This window comes from Gordonia sp. NPDC003376, assembly GCF_053589235.1.
This window is the reverse complement of record NZ_JBSFRM010000005.1, coordinates 141,403-158,323: the sequence shown is the minus strand read 5'-3', so window position 1 is coordinate 158,323 and position 16,921 is coordinate 141,403. Positions and strand designations below refer to the sequence as shown.

Sequence of the window (16,921 nt, the reverse complement as noted above, 5' to 3'; positions counted from 1 at the left end):
CCGGGTGGCCCCCGCTATCCTTGCAGGGTTGCCTTGCCGCGACCGTGGGCTTCACGCACCCGGCCGCACGGCGGGGCCAAATGTGAACCAACCCTCTATCCAAGGAGTTCGATATGGCTGCCGTCTGTGACGTCTGCGGCAAGGGTCCGGGCTTCGGCAAGTCCGTTTCGCACTCGCACCGCCGTACCAACCGTCGCTGGAATCCGAACATCCAGTCGGTCCGCGTCGAGGTCGCCCCGGGCAACCGGAAGCGCAAGAACGTGTGCACCTCCTGCCTCAAGGCCGGAAAGACCTCGCTGGTCTGATCCCGACGCCCCTCGGGGCCACCGGATCCTCACGAGCAAGGCCCGACCCACCGAGCGAACGCTCGGCCCCAGGGTCGGGTCTTTTTCGTGCCGGCGATACAGTGACCGGCATGACAGCGACCACGAACTCCCCCACTCCGTCTCCCACATCACCGGTGACCATCTCCGGCGAGGTCCTGACCATCGCCGTGTCCTCGGCCGCCGCCGGGACCTCGCTCGACGACGTCGCCCTCGTCGAGGGCGCCCGTGTCCTGCAGGAGGTGGCGCGCGGTGAGCACACCGTCGGCGCCATCGTGCTCACCGGTTCGGGACCGAACTTCTGTGCCGGCGGCAACGTCCGGGCGTTCGCAGGGGCCGAACACCGGCCCACCTATCTGCGCGAGATCGCCGACACCTTCCATGCCTTCGTGAACGCACTCGTCGGCGCCGACCGCCCCGTCGTCGCGGCGGTGAAGGGCTGGGCCGCGGGCGCCGGGATGAGCCTGGTGCTGCACGCCGACGTCGCGATCGGTGGCGCGGGCACCAACCTGCGCCCCGCCTATGGCGGGATCGGACTCACCCCGGACGGTGGCATGACCTGGACCCTGCCGCGGATCGTCGGGGTGGCCCGCGCCCGCGACATCATCCTCACCAATCGTGCCCTGTCCGCCGACGACGCAGTGTCGCTGGGCATCCTGTCGCGTCTGGTCGACGACGCCGACGTGGAATCAGAAGCGCAGTCGGTGGCGGCGACGCTCGCGGCCGGCCCGCGCTCGGCGTTCATCGCCACCCGCCGGCTGCTGACCGACTCGGCGCAGCGATCGCTGCCCGAGCAGCTGCTGGCCGAGGCGGCCTCCATCTCGACCCGCAGCGGCGAGCCCGAGGGCACCGAGGGAGTCGACGCGTTCATCGGCAAACGTGCACCGGATTTCGCCGCCGCCCGCGACGCCGCACGGTGACGACGACGGGCCCGTGAACCATCGGGCGCCTGCCGATCCGATCAGGACGGCAGGCGCCAGTCCACCGGTTCGCCGCCGAGGTCCTCGAGTTCGGTGTTGGCCCGGCTGAACGGACGCGACCCGAAGAATCCACGGCTCGCCGACAACGGGGACGGGTGCGCGGAGACGATGGTCGGGACATCCGGCATCCACTGCGCCAACCCCTGCGCGTCGCGGCCCCACAGGATCGCCACGAGCGGTTCGTCTCGGTCGACGAGCGCCTTGATCGCGCATTCGGTGACCTGCTCCCACCCCTTCCCTCGATGCGACCCGGCCTCGCCGGGCTGGACGGTCAGCACTCGATTGAGCAGCAGCACACCGTTGTTCGCCCACGGGGTGAGGTCACCGTTGGCCGGGCGCGGATAGCCGAGATCCTCGCAGTACTCGGTGTAGATGTTCGCCAGGCTCCGTGGGATCGGCGAGACATCCGGTGCCACCGAGAAACTCAACCCCACCGCATGACCCGGCGTCGGATACGGGTCCTGTCCCACGATCAGCACCCGGACGTCGTCGAACGGTTGGGTGAAGGCCCGCAACACATTCGCGCCGGCGGGCAGGTAGCGCCGGCCCTCGGCATTCTCCGCACGCAGGAAGGCACCCATCTCGGCGATCACCCCGGCGACCGGTTCGAGCGCCTGTGCCCATCCCGGATCGAGCAGTTCCGGCAGTGGTCTGGGTGTGGTGGTGCTCAATCGATCCTCCGCAGTGATCCCCGGTAGTGCTGCGCATTCTGGAAGTACATCTCGACGTTGAGGTCCACATGGTCCTCGGGCACCTCGAAGCCCTCACGCACCCGGGCGGGAACACCCAAGGCCATCCGGCGCGCGGGGATCTCGGTGTCGAACGGCACCACCGCGCCGGCCCCGACGATCGCACCGGCGCCGATCGTGGACCCGTTGAGCACCACCGACGCCGATGCGATCAGGCAGTTGTCGCCGATTGTCGCGCCCTCGATGTGGGCATTGTGTCCGACGACGCACCGGGCACCGATGACCGTCGGATGGTGCATCGTGCAGTGGACGACCGTGCCGTCCTGGATGTTGGTGCGCGCACCGACGCTGATGGTCCCGTAGTCACCGCGCAGGACCGCACCCGGCCACACCGACACCCCGTCGGCCAGCGTGACCGCGCCGATCACCGTCGCGTCCGGGTGTACGTAGACGTCCGCACCGAGTACGGGTTCTCGATCGTCGAGAGCGTAGATCGCCATGACAGAGATCTAAGCAGGGTCACCGCGGCGGGCGGTCGACCGGTCAGCCGAAGGCCTGCCAGCCGCGCAGTTCGGTGAGCGGTTCACCGTCGACGACGACTGCGGCGGGCCCGGTGTCGACGGTGCCGATCTCGGTCCATCCGGCGGGTACCGTCCCCGGGACGAACGAGCCGAGCAGTTCGTGATCCTCACCACCGGTGAGCACCCAGCGCCGTACGTCGGCGCCGAGCAGCGCGGCCGTGTGGGTCACCGCGGCATGGCGGGGGACGGCGTCGGCACGGACGCCCACCGTGACCCCGGACGAGCGGGCGAGGGTGATCAGCTCCTCGACGAGTCCGTCGGAGACGTCGGTCATGGCATGTGCCCCGGCACGTCCGGCAATCATCCCCTGCGCCAGGTCCGGCGTGGGCAGGAGGAAGGCTGCCGCCACCGCCGCGCGCGGGTCGTCGTCGCGTCGCCACCGCTCCAGCGGCCCCGGACCCGATCGTGACAGCACGGCCAGTCCGGCCGCCGCGGCACCGAGCGGACCGCTGACCGCCAGGACGTCGCCCGGCCGGGCCCCGGACAGGGTCACCGGAGCGAGCCCGTCGAGGGCACCGACGACGGTGATCGACACCACCACCTCCTCGGCCTGCACCAGATCACCGCCGAGTACCCGGGCGCCGAGTGCGTGTGTGGCGGAGACGATCGCGTCGTTGAGCCGCAGCACCCAACCGACCGCGGTGCTCGCCGGGCACGCCAGCGACACCACCACCCCGACGGTTCGCCCGCCCATCGCGGCGATGTCGGCGGCGCTCTGGATCACCGCCCGCGCGCCGATCTGTTCCGGCGTCGACCAGTCGAGCCGGAAGTGTCTGTCCTGCACCACGGTGTCGGTGCTGATCACGGTGGGCCCGACGTCGAAGACCGCGGCATCGTCGCCGGAACCGATGACGATGTCGCCGGTCGCCGGCATGTCGGCGGGGTTCCCGGTGGGCCGCGTCGCCGCCGCACGGGTGAACATGGTGATGATCGCGCGTTCGCCGATCTCGCCGACGGTCTTCGTCGGGGCGAACACATTCGAATCGGTTTCGCCGACGCCGTCGGACGGCATGTGGGCGCCCCCTCGATCTCTCCGCCGACTCGCCACTGCGGCTGTTGTCGGCAACAATGTGTCCCAGCAGTCTAGTGGTTGGGGTGTTCGTCCCCACCCGGCCGTGTGCAGGTGAACACGTGCCGACGGTGGTAAGAACACTGTGGGATCGGCAGCCCCGGTCCCCATGGTGCACATACGGAGAGGATGCCCGTGGTTCAGGCCTACATACTGATCCAGACCGAGGTCGGGAGGGCGGCACTGGCCGCGGCGACCATCGCGGAGATCTCGGGAGTCGCCTCATCCGAGGAGGTCAGTGGACCCTATGACGTGATCGTCCGGGTCGACGCAGCCGACGCCGCACATCTGAGCAACGACGTGGTACCGCAGATCCAGAAGGTCGACGGCATCACCCGGACCCTGACCTGCCCGGTGGTGACCACCACGCGGTGAGGTCGGAGGCGACCTGCTCGCGCGCTGCCCTAGGGTGAAGCCGTGAGTTCCGCTGATGACACGCCCGACGACTCGGACGAGACCCCGGCCCCCGATTCCCCGTCGGGTCCGCGGCTGAGCCCTGCACTGATCGCCACCCTGATCACCATCCCGGTGATGGTGATCGTCGGATTCATCACGTTCGCGGCGTTGAAGGCCGATCAGGACGAGTCGACGCCGGTCGACGGATATGCGGTGGCCTCGTCGACGGTGGGCGACCAGTGTGCGACGTTCCTCGCCGATCTGCCCGGCTCGTTCGACGGATTCGGTTCCAAGAGCGTCGACGGCGACCGCGCGACGTGGTCGGCCGACGACGGTGACCCGATCGTCGTCCGCTGTGGGGTGGACCGGCCTAACGGCCTGGCCGCCGACAGCCGCCTGCAGGCGGTCAACAACGTGCAGTGGTTCATCACCGACACCGAGGAGGGACGCGGGCAGGCCTATGTCTGCGTCGATCACCGTCCGTATGTGGCGCTGTGGGTTCCGGTGTCGGCGGGCAACGCGTCGATCACCGCGGTGTCCGCGGCGATCGGCCGGACGCTGACCCCCGGTCCGCTCGACCTCGGCTAGCCGGGACACCCCGTCTGGCGCCGATATCACCGGCGCACAAGGTGTCTCGCGACTCAGTCGTGGTAGACCTCGGGTTTCGTGGAACGACCGAGCAGGGAGCTGACCGCGTCGGCCACCGACATCCCGTTGTGGCACACCTCGTGGACGGCGTCGGTGAGGGGCATGGACACACCGTGTTTCTCGGCCAGCGCTCGCACCGAGGTGCACGACTTGACCCCCTCGGCGACCTGACCGTTCGTCGCCTCCTGCGCCTCCTGCATGGTGGCACCCTCACCGAGCCGGGCACCGAAGGTCCGGTTGCGTGACAGCGGCGACGAGCAGGTGGCCACCAGGTCGCCGATCCCGGCCAGGCCGGCCAGGGTCTGCATGTCGGCGCCCAGGGTGATGCCCAGGCGGATGGTCTCGGCGAGCCCGCGGGTGATGATCGTGGCGAGGGTGTTCTGGCCGAACCCGACGCCGCCGGCCATCCCGCACGCCAAGGCGATCACGTTCTTCACCGCCCCGCCGATCTCGCACCCCACCACATCGGTGTTGGTATAGGGGCGGAAGTAGGCGTTCTTGAACGCATCCTGCAGCTGCCGCGCCCGGGTGTCGTCGGGGCATGCGATCACCGTCGCCGCGGGCTGTTCCTCGGCGATCTCGCGGGCCAGATTGGGTCCCGACAGCACCGCGATGCGCTCGGGACCCAGGCCGGTGACCTCGGCGATCACCTCACTCATCCGCATGAGTGTGCTGGTCTCGATACCCTTCGCCAGCGACACCAGGGTGGCATCCGGGTGCAGGTGCGGCGTCCATTCGGTCAGGTTGGCGCGCAACGACTGCGACGGCACCGCGCACACGACCAGGTCGGCGCCGGGCAGCACGTCCGCGACGTCGCTCCCGGCGCGCAGTGCGGTGGGCAAGGAAATCCCGGGCAGATAGTCGTCGTTGGTGTGCTCGGTGTCGATCTGTGCCGCGAGCTCGGGGCGCCGCGCCCAGATCGTCGTCGGGGTCCCGGCGTCCACCAGAACCTTCGCGATCGCCGTCCCCCACGACCCGGCCCCCATCACCGCAGCACGCACGTCCGCACCCTCCACCAATTCGACAGTCACGAAACGACAGTGGTTCCCACCCTAGTCCGCCGCCGCTGTCCGCCGGCCGTGATTGCCCACTGTGGTGAATCGATCCGTGGCGGTGCCGCCTCGGGAGATGTCGGACGCGCCCGGCAGTCGGTGACGGCGCGCCGGGGTCTCCGCCGGAGATGTCCCGCCAGGGGTCGCGCGGTGCGTCGGCCGGCGGGTGGGCATCATGGACACATGAGGTCGAACGAAGGACACATCGGTGTCCCCGCCGGTGCGAGAACGCCGTCGTCGACCGGGCCGACCACCACCGGCTGGGGGATCGACGACGTCGGGGCGGTGCTGGCGGTCAAACACCTCGACGGCGCCAAGACCCGACTGGCGGCCGGCCGGCCGGCCGGCGAGCGGGACACCACTTCTGCGCACCGGGACCTCGTGCTCGCGATGTTGCTCGACACGGTGGCCGCGGTGATCGCCGCGGGGGTCGGCCCGATCGTCGTGGTCACCCCGGACGAGGCGGTGCTGCGGATCCTCGGCGGGACGGACGCCGACGGACTCCACGAACAGGCGCATCCACACCCGTCGCTGAATCGGGCGTACCTGCAGGGTGCCGTGTGGCTGCGGGCCCGACATCCCGGCCTTCGGATGGTGATGATGGTGCAGGCCGACCTCCCGGCCGCGACCGGCACCGCCCTCGCCGAGGTCCTCGCCGCCGCGAGCACGCATCACGCGGCGCTGCTCGCCGACGCCGACGGTGACGGGACGGCTCTGCTGATCCGGCCGATCGCCGTCGACGACGCCCCGGAGTTCGGGGTGGATTCGGCCGCGGCACACCGATTTTCGGGCGCCGTCGAACTCGACCCCACCCGACGGCGGTGGGCCGCGCTGCGCACCGACGTCGACACCGTCGCCGACCTCGACGCGGCGGTCGCACACGGTGTCGGCGCACACACCCGCGCGGTGCTCGACACGAGTTTCACCGGTCGCCCGGCTCGATGACGACCGGATGGTCCATCATTGAACGGTGAGCCCTGACGAACTCGCCTCCCTGGCCGCAACCACCCCTATCCCCGGTGCCCCGCCGGCCGCGACCCTGACGCCCGACGAGTCGGCCGATCTGCCCGAAGACCGGTATCTCAATCGCGAGCTCAGCTGGCTCGATTTCAATTCCCGCGTACTGGCCCTCGCCGAGGACACCTCGCTGCCGTTGCTGGAGCGCGCGAAGTTCCTCGCGATCTTCGCGTCGAACCTCGACGAGTTCTTCATGGTCCGCGTCGCCGGTCTCAAGCGTCGCGACGAGACCGGGCTGTCGGTGCGGTCGGCCGACGGGCTCTCCCCGCGCGAGCAGTTGCTGCGGATCGCCGGCCGTACCCAGACGCTCGCCGACCGTCACGCGCGGGTGTTCCTGGACTCGGTGCGTCCGTCCCTGGCCGCCAATGCCATCCACGTGGTGTCGTGGTCGGAGCTCGACGACGACCAGCAGCGACGGATGGTGGAGTATTTCCACGAGCAGGTCTTCCCGGTGCTGACCCCGCTCGCCGTCGACCCGGCCCACCCGTTCCCCTATATCAGTGGACTGTCGCTGAATCTGGCGGTCACGGTCAAGGACGCCAACGAGGGCGGCGAGCACTTCGCCCGAGTCAAGGTCCCGGACAACGTGAATCGTTTCGTCCGGGTCGATCAGCTGACCCCGGGGTCGCCACCGGCCGATTCACGCGGGCATCATCCGGTGGTGCTGCTGCCGATGGAGAACCTGATCGCAGCGAATCTCCGGCATCTCTTCCCCGAGATGGAAATCGTTGAGCACCATGTGTTCCGAATCACCCGAAATGCGGATTTCGAGGTGGAGGAAGACCGCGACGAGGATCTGCTGCAGGCCCTCGAACGTGAACTCGCCCGCCGCCGTTTCGGTTCGCCGGTCCGCCTCGAGGTGGCCGACGACATGAGCGAGCACATGCTCGAACTGCTGCTCCGCGAGCTCGACGTGAATCCGGCCGACGTGATCCAGGTCCCGGGTCTCCTCGACCTGGCGTCGCTGTTCGAGATCTACGGTCTCGACCGGCCGACGCTGAAGGACCGCCCGTTCGTCCCGTCGACGCACCCGGCGTTCGGTGAGCGCGAGACACCCAAGAGCGTGTTCTCCACCCTGCGTGAGGGTGACGTGCTGGTGCACCACCCGTACGACTCGTTCTCGACGAGTGTGCAGCGGTTCATCGAGCAGGCGGCCGCCGATCCGCAGGTGCTCGCGATCAAGCAGACGCTGTACCGCACCTCCGGTGACTCCCCGATCGTCAACGCCCTGATCGACGCCGCCGAGGCGGGCAAACAGGTTGTGGCGCTTGTGGAGATCAAGGCGCGCTTCGACGAGCAGGCCAACATCAAGTGGGCGCGGCAGCTCGAGCAGGCCGGCGTGCACGTCGTCTACGGCCTGGTCGGACTGAAGACACACTGCAAGACGTGCCTGGTCGTGCGGCGCGAGGGATCGACCATTCGCCGCTACTGCCACATCGGAACCGGCAACTACAACCCCAAGACCGCCCGGCTCTACGAGGACGTGGGCCTGCTGACCGCCGCCCCCGACATCGGCGCCGACCTCACGGACCTGTTCAACACGCTCACCGGCTACTCCCGGAAGAAGGAGTACCGCAACATCCTGGTGGCGCCGCACGGGATCCGATCGGGGATCATCGACCGCATCAACCGGGAGATCGCCGCACACACCGCCGGCGACGAGCGAGCACGGATCCGGCTGAAGGCCAACGCCCTGGTCGACGAGCAGGTGATCGACGCGCTCTACCGTGCCTCGCAGAGCGGGGTGGCGGTGGAGATCGTCGTCCGCGGCATCTGCGCCCTGCGGCCGGGGATGGCCGGGGTCAGCGACAACATCATCGTCCGGTCGATTCTCGGCCAGTTCCTGGAACATTCGCGGGTGCTGTATTTCGGCGCCCAGGACGAGTACTGGATCGGCTCCGCAGACATGATGCACCGCAACCTCGATCGCCGTATCGAGGTGATGGTGCAGGTTCGCGACGAACGGCTCACCGGTGAGCTCGAGGACATCTTCGCCTCCGCGCTCGACCCTCGGACCCGGTGCTGGATCCTGCAGTCCGACGGCAGCTGGCTGGCCTCCCCTGCCGCGGGCGAGGAGGTGCGCGATCACCAGCAGGAGATGATGCGCCGCAACCGCCGCCGCAACTCCGGCGCATGATCTGGTCGCGTCACGGTCACCGTCCGGCAACCCGGACGGCATAGGGTTACCGCCGATGTCCAAGACACACACGGATTCTCCGAAGAAGACCCGCGGCAGGACGATCTGGGCGGCCGGCGGTGTGCTCTGGCGCCGGGACGGCGGCGCGGTGCGGATCGGCCTGGTGCACCGCCCGCGGTACGACGACTGGACTCTGCCGAAGGGCAAACAGGACCCAGGTGAGACCCTGATCGCCACGGCGGTACGGGAACTCGCCGAAGAGACCGGACATGCGGTTCGCCTGGGCCGGCACCTGGCCAGGGTGAGCTACGACCTCGCCAACGGCCGCAAGCATGTCCGGTACTGGTCGGCTGAGTCGGTGGGTGGCGAGTTCGAGCCCAACCACGAGGTGGACGCGCTCGAGTGGTTCGACCTCGAGAGCGCACGGGCACGGCTGAGCTACCGACTCGATCGGCGGGTCTTGCACGAGTTCAGCCGTCTGCCGCTCGACCTCACCCCGCTGCTGCTGGTGCGCCATGCGATGGCCGGCCGCCGTTCCCGTTACAAAGGGGACGACCGGACCCGCCCACTCGACGAGACCGGCCGCCGCCAGGCGCAGGCGTTGGTGCCGATCCTGTCGGCATATGGGGTGACGGCCCTGGCCGCCGCCGACCGGGTGCGCTGTGTGCAGACCCTCGAACCGGCCGCCGCCGCACTGGGAGTCGAGATCGGCTCCGAGCCGGCGTTGTCGGAGGAGGCCTACCGGCACGACCCGGGACCCGGCCGCGACCGCGTCGTCGAACTCGCCGGTGCCGACGACGATGTGGTGCGGGCGGTGTGCAGCCAGGGCAAGGTGATCCCACCGCTGCTCGACTGGTGGGCCGAGCGCGACGGCCTCACGATCCCGGCGGCGCGCAATCGCAAGGGCAGCATCTGGGTGGTGTTCACCGACGACGGCACGCTCCGGGCCGCCGATCACATCGAGAGTCCGCTGCCGCACGAGGCGGACTGATCGCCCGACAAGGCCACCTCACTCTCCGCCGGACCCACCGCGCGAGCTCTCCGACACGACGTCTCCGTCGCGGTTGCCAGGTGACCTCCTATGCGTGGCACGCGACCACTCGGCGGCGGTCGTGCCACAAACAGGCACCCACAACGCAACTCACCCCTGACGAGGGAAGTTCGTCAGGGGTGGGTCGAGCTGGCCGGCGGTCGCGCCGTCGAGAGATCAGCGACGCGTGCGCTTGGCCGGTGCCTTCTTGGCAGCGGTCTTCTTTGCCGCAGTGGTCTTCTTGGCCGCCGTGGTGGTCTTCTTGGCCGGTGCCTTCTTGGCAGCGGTCGTGGTGCGCTTGGCCGCGGTGGTCTTGGCCGGTGCCTTCTTGGCAGCGGTCGTGGTCTTCTTGGCCGCGGTGGTCTTGGCCGGTGCCTTCTTGGCAGCGGTCGTGGTGCGCTTGGCCGCGGTGGTGGTCTTGGCCGGTGCCTTCTTGGCAGCGGTCGTGGTCTTCTTGGCCGCAGTCTTCTTGGCGGCGGTCTTCTTTGCCGCGGTCGTGGTGGTGCCACTGCCGCGCTTGACCGCCGGGCCGCTGGCGGTCAGCTTCTGCTTGCCCGCGACGACGGCCTTGAACTGGGCACCCGGACGGAAGGCCGGAACCGAGGTGGCCTTGACCTTCACGGTCTCGCCGGTACGCGGGTTGCGCGCGACGCGCGGTGCGCGACGACGCTTCTCGAAGACACCGAATCCGGTGATGGTCACGCTCTCACCGCGGTTGACCGCGCGGACGATGGTGTCGACGACCAGCTCGACCGCGGCTGTGGCGGTCTTGCGATCTGCGTCGAGCTTCGTGGTCAGCTCATCAATGAGCTCTGCCTTGTTCATGGGGTTACCTCCGCAAGCTGTTCTGGCTGCATCTTGACATGGCCAGCTAACCCCACACGGTAAACGTCGAAGACGAAAACGTCCATCTTCCACGCCAATCGACGGGACGTGTTGCGAAAAACATGAGGCCGCAATCACGTTCCCGTCGATACGGGTGGCCGCCCGAAGGGCCGGGAGAACTCAGCCCGGAAGGGTCACCGGCTTGAACGACGGACGGCGGCCCTCGTACTCGGAAATGGCCTCTACCTGCCGCAATGTCAGTCCGATGTCGTCCAGACCCTCCATCAGACGCCAGCGGGTGTAGTCGTCAATTGTCAACGGGACCACGAGGTCTCCGGCGGTGACGGTCCGGTCGGGAAGGCTCACAGTCAGTTCCAGACCCGGCTGCTCCTCGAGCCGCTTCCACAGCAGTTCGACGTCGGACTGCTCCACCTGGGCGGCCACGAGTCCGGCCTTTCCGGCATTACCTCGGAAGATGTCGGCGAAACGGGACGAGATGACGACCCGAAAACCGAAGTCCGACAGTGCCCACACGGCGTGTTCCCGCGATGACCCGGTGCCGAAGTCGGGTCCGGCGACGAGCACCGATCCGCGGCTCCAGGGCTCGGCGTTGAGGATGAAGTCGGGGTCGGTGCGCCATCCGGCGAACAACCCGTCCTCGAATCCGGTTCGGGTGACACGCTTCAGGTAGACCGCGGGGATGATCTGGTCGGTGTCGACGTTGCTGCGGCGCAGCGGGACGCCGATCCCGGTGTGACTGATGAACGGTTGCATCGTTGTGATCCTTACGAGATGAAAAGTCTGATGGCGGTGACGATCCGGACCGGCGGACCGTTCGGATGTCTCACGGCCGATGGCCTAGGCCGGCCTACAGATCCGCCGGCGACGACAACGTCCCGCGGACCGCGGTGGCGGCGGCCACGGCGGGCGAGACCAGATGGGTCCGGCCGCCCTTGCCCTGCCGACCCTCGAAGTTGCGGTTGGAGGTCGACGCGCAACGCTCCCCCGGCGCGAGCTGATCGGGGTTCATGCCCAGGCACATCGAGCATCCGGCCTGACGCCACTCGGCGCCTGCCGCGGTGAAGATCTCGCCGAGGCCCTCGGCCTCGGCCTGCGCGCGCACGCGCATCGACCCGGGCACCACCAGCATGCGGACGCCGTCCGCGACGGTGCGGTCCTTGAGGATCTCGGCCACCGCGCGCAGGTCTTCGATCCGACCGTTGGTGCACGACCCGACGAAGACGGTGTCGACGGTGATGTCGCGCAACGGGGTACCGGGGGTGAGGTCCATGTACTGCAGTGCCTTGGCCGCGGCGCTGGAGGCGTTCTCGTCACCGAAGTCGGCCGGGTCGGGAACGACCGCCGAGAGCGGTGCACCCTGACCGGGATTGGTGCCCCAGGTCACGAACGGCGAGAGCGACGCGGCGTCGATGTGCACCTCGGCATCGAACTCGGCGTCGGGATCGGTGCGCAGCGAATCCCAGTAGGCCACCGCGGCATCCCAATCCGCGCCCTGCGGGGCGTGTGGGCGACCCTTGAGGTAGTCGTAGGTCACCTGATCCGCCGCGATCATCCCGGCGCGGGCACCGGCCTCGATCGACATGTTGCAGATGGTCATCCGGGCTTCCATCGACAGCTTCTCGATGGCCGGGCCGCGGTATTCGAGCACATATCCCTGGCCGCCGCCGGTACCGATCTTGGCGATCACGGCCAGGATCAGGTCCTTGCTCGTCACACCGGCGGGGAGGTCACCGTCCACGGTGATCGCCATGGTTCGGAAGGGACGCAGCGACAGGGTCTGGGTGGCGAGCACATGCTCCACCTCGGAGGTTCCGATTCCCATTGCGAGCGCGCCGAATGCGCCGTGGGTCGAGGTGTGGCTGTCACCGCAGACGACGGTCATGCCGGGCTGGGTCAGTCCCAGCTGGGGACCCACCACGTGCACGATGCCCTGCTCGGCGTCGCCCATCGGGTGCAGGCGGATGCCGAACTCCTCGCAGTTGTGGCGCAGGGTCTCGACCTGGGTCCGCGAGACCGGATCGGCGATCACCTCGTTGATGTTGAGGGTCGGGACGTTGTGGTCCTCGGTCGCGATCGTGAGATCGGGACGGCGCACGGGACGTCCCGCGATGCGCAGGCCCTCGAAGGCCTGGGGACTGGTCACCTCGTGCACCAGGTGGAGATCGATGTAGATCAGGTCGGGGTCCTGACCACCGTTGGCACTACCGCTCACGACCACGTGGTCGTCCCAGACCTTCTCGGCCAGGGTCCGCGGCTTGGTGTGGCTGTTCGTCATGGCTGCACTCGCAAACTGTCTCGGTACACACTGTTTGGCGTCACATACTGGCGCCGGCGGTTCCGGGCTGAATCCGCGCCGATATGTGCATCTCACTATCTGGGCGGTTAGTATCGCCCTATGGGAAAGGATAGCGCAACGGAACCCGCGAGCGGAATCGGTGTTCTCGACAAATCGATGACCGTTCTGCGGGCGATCGCCGACGCTCCGAGCAATCTCACCGAGTTGTGCGAGCGGACCGGCCTGCCGCGCGCCACGGCACATCGCCTCGCCGTCGGGCTCGAAACCCACCGACTGCTTGCCCGCAACGCCGCCGGACGCTGGTATCCGGGCCCCGCGCTCGGCGAACTCGCCTCGTCGGCACACGATCCCGTTCGTGAGGCCGCGCTGATGGTGCTCCCCCGACTCCGGGAGATCACCGGCGAATCGGTGCAGGTCTACCGGCGCGAGGGATCCGAGCGTGTGTGCATCGCGGCGATGGAGCCACCCACCGGGCTGCGCGACACCGTCCCGGTGGGCACCCGCTTCCCGATGACCGCCGGCTCGGCGGCCAAGGTGCTGGCCGCGTGGGCAGAGCCGTCGATCCTGCGCGCACTGCTCACCGACAGCGTCTTCAGTGACCGTGCCCTGCACGAGATCCGGCGTCGTGGCTGGGCGCAGAGCGCGGGCGAGAGAGCGGCCGGTGTGGCGAGTGTCTCGGCTCCGGTTCGCGACGCCGGCGGCGACGTGGTGGCCGCGATCTCGGTGTCGGGGCCGATCGACCGGATGGGCCGCCGTCCCGGTGCCCGGTGGGCCGCCGATCTGCTCGCCGCCGCCGAGGCCATCCAGAAGCGCCTGCAGCCCGGCAGCCCCGGCTGAGCCGTCGGCGGCGTCCCCCAGCACCCGTCTCCGAACCCTCGCACTGCACGAATGCCTGGTCGTGTCAGCGGCATTGGGTTAGCGTCGTCACATGGGAGTCAATCAGCGCGGACAGATCACCATGTCCGACAACGAGATCGCCGAGTTCATCACCCGCAGCCGCACCGCGACGCTGGCCACCACCGGGCCCGACGGCGCGATCCACCTGGTCGCCATGTGGTACGGCGTGATCGACGGTGAGATCTGGTTCGAGACCAAGGCCAAGTCCCAGAAGGCGGTGAATCTGCGGCGCAACGCCCGCTGTTCGGTGCTGATCGAGGACGGTGACACCTACGACACGCTGCGCGGCGTCGCCATCGAGGGCACCGCGGAGATCTTCGACGACCCCGACTCGTGTCTCAGGATCGGCATCTCGGTGTGGGAGCGCTACACCGGACCGTACACCGAGGAGTCACGTCCCTTCGTCGACCAGATGATGCACAAGCGCGTCGCGGTCCGCCTGATCGGTGAACGCACCCGTTCGTGGGATCACCGCAAACTCGGACTGCCCGAGATGCCCGCGGCCGGGTCCACCGCCGAGTAACTCTGGCCGGCGAACCGACCCAGCACAGACCCGTCACCGTGAGCAAGCCGACGAGGAGCGCAGGGACCAGACCCCCTGGCGATCGAGCCGACGGGGAGCGCAGGGACCAGACCCCCCTTGGCGATCGAGCCGACGAGGAGCGCAGGGACCAGACCCCCTGGCGATCGAGCCGACGAGGAGCGCAGGGACCAGACCCCCCCTTGGCGATCGAGCCGACGAGGAGCGCAGGGACCAGACCCCCTGGCGATCGAGCCGACGAGGAGCGCAGCGACCAGACCCCCTGGCGATCGAGCCGACGAGGAGCGCAGCGACCAGACCCCCTGGCGATTGAGCCGACGAGGAGCGCAGCGACGAGACGAGTCGAAATCTCCGCACCCGACCCCACGACGCGACCACCACACCCAGTCACCACCCAGCGCAACCAACCGAGGTTTCGACAGCCGGGCGTCCTCGCTCGCGCTCGGTCGACCTGCTCAACCACCGCCGTGGAAACCCGCAAACAGGGCACCACCCACCCGGCGATCGAGCCGACGAACAACGCAGCGACCAGACCCCCTTGGTGATTGAGCCGACGAGGAGCGCAGCGACGAGACGAGTCGAGATCTCCGCACCCGGCCCCACGACGCGACCACCGCCACGGCACGCCCCGACAAACACGAAGGTCCCCTTCCCGGCGAACCGGGAAGGGGACCTTCAGGTGTAGCCCCGACGGGATTCGAACCCGCGCTACCGCCTTGAGAGGGCGGCGTCCTAGGCCGCTAGACGACGGGGCCATGGACCTTGTGTGGTCTCGCTGGGGTACCAGGACTCGAACCTAGAATGGCTGAACCAGAATCAGCTGTGTTGCCAATTACACCATACCCCAAGGGTTTTTCCCTTTTTCCCTTCGGAAAAGGACCTCCGAAAGACTAGCAGAGACCTACCCCCAAACCGCAAATCGCCTGGTGAGAGGCTATTTCGTCGTCAATTCCCGGGCCGAGCGCAGGCGGGCCAGCGACTTCGCGCGACCGAGCAACTCCATCGACTCGAACAACGGTGGGCTCACCTGTGAGCCGGTCACCGCCACGCGTACCGGACCGAAGGCCTTGCGCGGTTTGAGGCCCAGATCGTCGACCAGTGCCCCGTTGAGTGCGTCGTGCAGCGCAGTGGTGTCCCACGCCTCGAGGGCGTCCACGGCGGCGATGGCGGCGTCGAGCACCGGCACGGCGTCGGCGCCGAGATTCTTCGACGCCGACTTCTCGTCGATCGTGAAGTCGGCATCGGAGACGTAGAGGAAGGACATCAGCGCCCAGGCCTCGCCAAGCACCTGGATGCGCGTCTGGACGAGCTCGGCGATCGCGGTGAAGCGCGCGTCGTCAACCGGCTCGGCGAGATGCCCGTGCTCGATCAGGTAGGTCTTCAGCCGCCCGGCGAAGTCTCCGAGCTCGAGCATCCGGATGTGCTCGGCATTGATCGCGTCGGCCTTCTTCTGGTCAAACCGCGCCGGGTTGGAGTTGACCTGATGGACGTCGAACGCCTCGATCATCTGGTCGAGGGTGAACACGTCGGAGTCACCGGAGTAGCCCCAGCCGAGCAACGCCAGGTAGTTCAGCAGACCCTCGGGGAGGAACCCGCGATCGCGGTGATGCAGCAGGTTGGACTGCGGGTCGCGCTTGGAGAGCTTCTTGTTCCCCTCGCCCATCACGAACGGGAGATGACCGAACTCCGGGACGGCGTCGGCCACACCGATGCGCATGAGCGCCTCGTACAGCGCGATCTGCCGCGGGGTCGACGACAACAGGTCCTCGCCGCGCAGCACGTGGGTGATCTTCATCATCGCGTCGTCGACCGGATTGACCAGGGTGTAGAGCGGGTCGCCGTTCGCGCGGGTGAGGGCGAAGTCGGGAACGGTCCCCGCCTTGATCGTGGTGGTTCCGCGCACCAGATCGTCCCAGGAGAGATCGCGGTTCGGCATCCGCAGGCGCACAACGGGTTTGCGCCCGTCTGCCCGGTAGGCCGCCCGCTGCTCGTCGGTCAGGTGGCGGTCGAAGTTGTCGTACCCGAGCTTCGGGTCGCGGCCGGCTGCACGGTGGCGCGCTTCCACTTCCTCGGGACTGGAGTAGGCCTCGTACGCCTCGCCGGCGGCGAGCAGTCGGGCCACCACGTCGATGTGGATGTCGCGACGCTCGGACTGCCGGTACGGCCCGTAGGGTCCGCCGACCTCGGGGCCCTCGTCCCAGTCCAGGCCCAGCCAGCGCAGCGATTCGAGGATCGCGTCGTACGACTCCTGGGTGTCGCGGGCGGCATCGGTGTCTTCGATCCGAAAGACGAAGGTGCCCTTGTCATGGCGCGCCTGCGCGAAGTTGAACAAGGCCGTTCGCACCATGCCGACGTGCGGGGTCCCGGTCGGCGACGGACAGAATCGGACACGGACTGCATCGGAACTGGTCATGGCCCT

General features: G+C 68.4%; 17 protein-coding genes and 2 tRNA genes. 9 read left to right on the top strand and 10 right to left on the bottom strand.

Translation table 11 applies throughout. From position 1 onward, the window contains the following. The first annotated feature begins 113 nt into the window (after positions 1-113). Entirely contained in the window at positions 114-305 is a 192-nt protein-coding gene (rpmB, locus tag ACWDUA_RS07970; RefSeq protein WP_006370596.1) for a 50S ribosomal protein L28, read from the top strand. Between the two features lie 110 nt (positions 306-415). After that, positions 416-1,243, top strand: a complete 828-nt coding sequence (locus ACWDUA_RS07965; protein WP_449750472.1) for an enoyl-CoA hydratase/isomerase family protein — start codon at positions 416-418, stop codon at positions 1,241-1,243. Between the two features lie 41 nt (positions 1,244-1,284). On the opposite strand, the gene ACWDUA_RS07960 is transcribed toward ACWDUA_RS07965, so the two are convergent. From ACWDUA_RS07960 to ACWDUA_RS07950, 3 genes are read right to left on the bottom strand one after another with little or no spacing between them, the layout of a single operon-like run. Further along, entirely contained in the window at positions 1,285-1,974 is a 690-nt protein-coding gene (locus tag ACWDUA_RS07960) for a uracil-DNA glycosylase (protein ID WP_449750471.1), read from the bottom strand. Continuing rightward, the gene (locus tag ACWDUA_RS07955; RefSeq protein WP_449750470.1) at positions 1,971-2,492 is read right to left on the bottom strand and encodes a gamma carbonic anhydrase family protein; all 522 of its coding nucleotides are present in this window, start codon (positions 2,490-2,492) and stop codon (positions 1,971-1,973) included. The genes ACWDUA_RS07960 and ACWDUA_RS07955 overlap by 4 nt, the downstream gene beginning before the upstream one ends. 43 nt (positions 2,493-2,535) lie before the next feature. Beyond that, positions 2,536-3,585: a thiamine-phosphate kinase gene (locus ACWDUA_RS07950; protein ID WP_449750469.1), complete on the bottom strand. Its 1,050-nt coding sequence runs from the start codon at positions 3,583-3,585 to the stop codon at positions 2,536-2,538. Positions 3,586-3,771: 186 nt separating this feature from the next. Here ACWDUA_RS07950 and ACWDUA_RS07945 point away from each other — a divergent pair, with 186 nt between their 5' ends. After that, entirely contained in the window at positions 3,772-4,017 is a 246-nt protein-coding gene (locus ACWDUA_RS07945; RefSeq protein WP_059035003.1) for an Lrp/AsnC ligand binding domain-containing protein, read from the top strand. Positions 4,018-4,059: 42 nt separating this feature from the next. Continuing rightward, positions 4,060-4,626: a DUF3515 domain-containing protein gene (locus ACWDUA_RS07940; protein WP_449750468.1), complete on the top strand. Its 567-nt coding sequence runs from the start codon at positions 4,060-4,062 to the stop codon at positions 4,624-4,626. 53 nt (positions 4,627-4,679) lie between these two features. Here ACWDUA_RS07940 and ACWDUA_RS07935 read toward each other — a convergent pair whose 3' ends face one another. After that, positions 4,680-5,687, bottom strand: a complete 1,008-nt coding sequence (locus ACWDUA_RS07935) for an NAD(P)H-dependent glycerol-3-phosphate dehydrogenase (protein WP_449750537.1) — start codon at positions 5,685-5,687, stop codon at positions 4,680-4,682. Between the two features lie 234 nt (positions 5,688-5,921). Between ACWDUA_RS07935 and cofC the strand changes: the two genes are divergently transcribed. From cofC to ACWDUA_RS07920, 3 genes are read left to right on the top strand one after another with little or no spacing between them, the layout of a single operon-like run. Continuing rightward, positions 5,922-6,683, top strand: a complete 762-nt coding sequence (cofC, locus tag ACWDUA_RS07930) for a 2-phospho-L-lactate guanylyltransferase (RefSeq protein WP_449750467.1) — start codon at positions 5,922-5,924, stop codon at positions 6,681-6,683. Between the two features lie 25 nt (positions 6,684-6,708). Further along, positions 6,709-8,892: an RNA degradosome polyphosphate kinase gene (locus ACWDUA_RS07925; protein WP_449750466.1), complete on the top strand. Its 2,184-nt coding sequence runs from the start codon at positions 6,709-6,711 to the stop codon at positions 8,890-8,892. A gap of 55 nt (positions 8,893-8,947) precedes the next feature. Continuing rightward, positions 8,948-9,883: an NUDIX hydrolase gene (locus tag ACWDUA_RS07920; RefSeq protein ID WP_449750465.1), complete on the top strand. Its 936-nt coding sequence runs from the start codon at positions 8,948-8,950 to the stop codon at positions 9,881-9,883. 216 nt (positions 9,884-10,099) lie between these two features. Here ACWDUA_RS07920 and ACWDUA_RS07915 read toward each other — a convergent pair whose 3' ends face one another. The 3 genes from ACWDUA_RS07915 to leuC form a co-directional block, all read right to left on the bottom strand. Next, positions 10,100-10,747: an HU family DNA-binding protein gene (locus tag ACWDUA_RS07915; protein WP_449750464.1), complete on the bottom strand. Its 648-nt coding sequence runs from the start codon at positions 10,745-10,747 to the stop codon at positions 10,100-10,102. A 180-nt stretch (positions 10,748-10,927) separates the two neighbouring features. Then, positions 10,928-11,521 carry a 3-isopropylmalate dehydratase small subunit gene (gene leuD / locus ACWDUA_RS07910; protein ID WP_449750463.1) on the bottom strand — a complete coding sequence of 198 codons (594 nt, stop codon included), beginning with the start codon at positions 11,519-11,521 and terminating at the stop codon, positions 10,928-10,930. 94 nt (positions 11,522-11,615) lie between these two features. Then, positions 11,616-13,043, bottom strand: a complete 1,428-nt coding sequence (gene leuC, locus ACWDUA_RS07905) for a 3-isopropylmalate dehydratase large subunit (RefSeq protein WP_449750462.1) — start codon at positions 13,041-13,043, stop codon at positions 11,616-11,618. A 120-nt stretch (positions 13,044-13,163) separates the two neighbouring features. On the opposite strand from leuC, the gene ACWDUA_RS07900 reads away from it, so the two are divergent. Together ACWDUA_RS07900 and ACWDUA_RS07895 are read left to right on the top strand one after the other, a co-directional pair. Next, a complete protein-coding gene (locus tag ACWDUA_RS07900; RefSeq protein WP_449750461.1) occupies positions 13,164-13,901 on the top strand; it encodes an IclR family transcriptional regulator in 738 nt (245 codons plus the stop codon). Between the two features lie 91 nt (positions 13,902-13,992). Next, complete coding sequence (locus tag ACWDUA_RS07895; RefSeq protein WP_449750460.1) at positions 13,993-14,484, top strand: PPOX class F420-dependent oxidoreductase; 492 nt, start codon at positions 13,993-13,995, stop codon at positions 14,482-14,484. Between the two features lie 700 nt (positions 14,485-15,184). Here the strand turns inward: ACWDUA_RS07895 and ACWDUA_RS07890 are convergent. The 3 genes from ACWDUA_RS07890 to gltX form a co-directional block, all read right to left on the bottom strand. After that, positions 15,185-15,257, bottom strand: a tRNA-Glu gene (locus ACWDUA_RS07890). Between the two features lie 20 nt (positions 15,258-15,277). Next, positions 15,278-15,349: transfer RNA gene (locus ACWDUA_RS07885), tRNA-Gln, on the bottom strand. A gap of 87 nt (positions 15,350-15,436) precedes the next feature. Beyond that, a complete protein-coding gene (gene gltX / locus ACWDUA_RS07880) occupies positions 15,437-16,915 on the bottom strand; it encodes a glutamate--tRNA ligase (protein WP_449750459.1) in 1,479 nt (492 codons plus the stop codon). Positions 16,916-16,921: the final 6 nt, after the last annotated feature.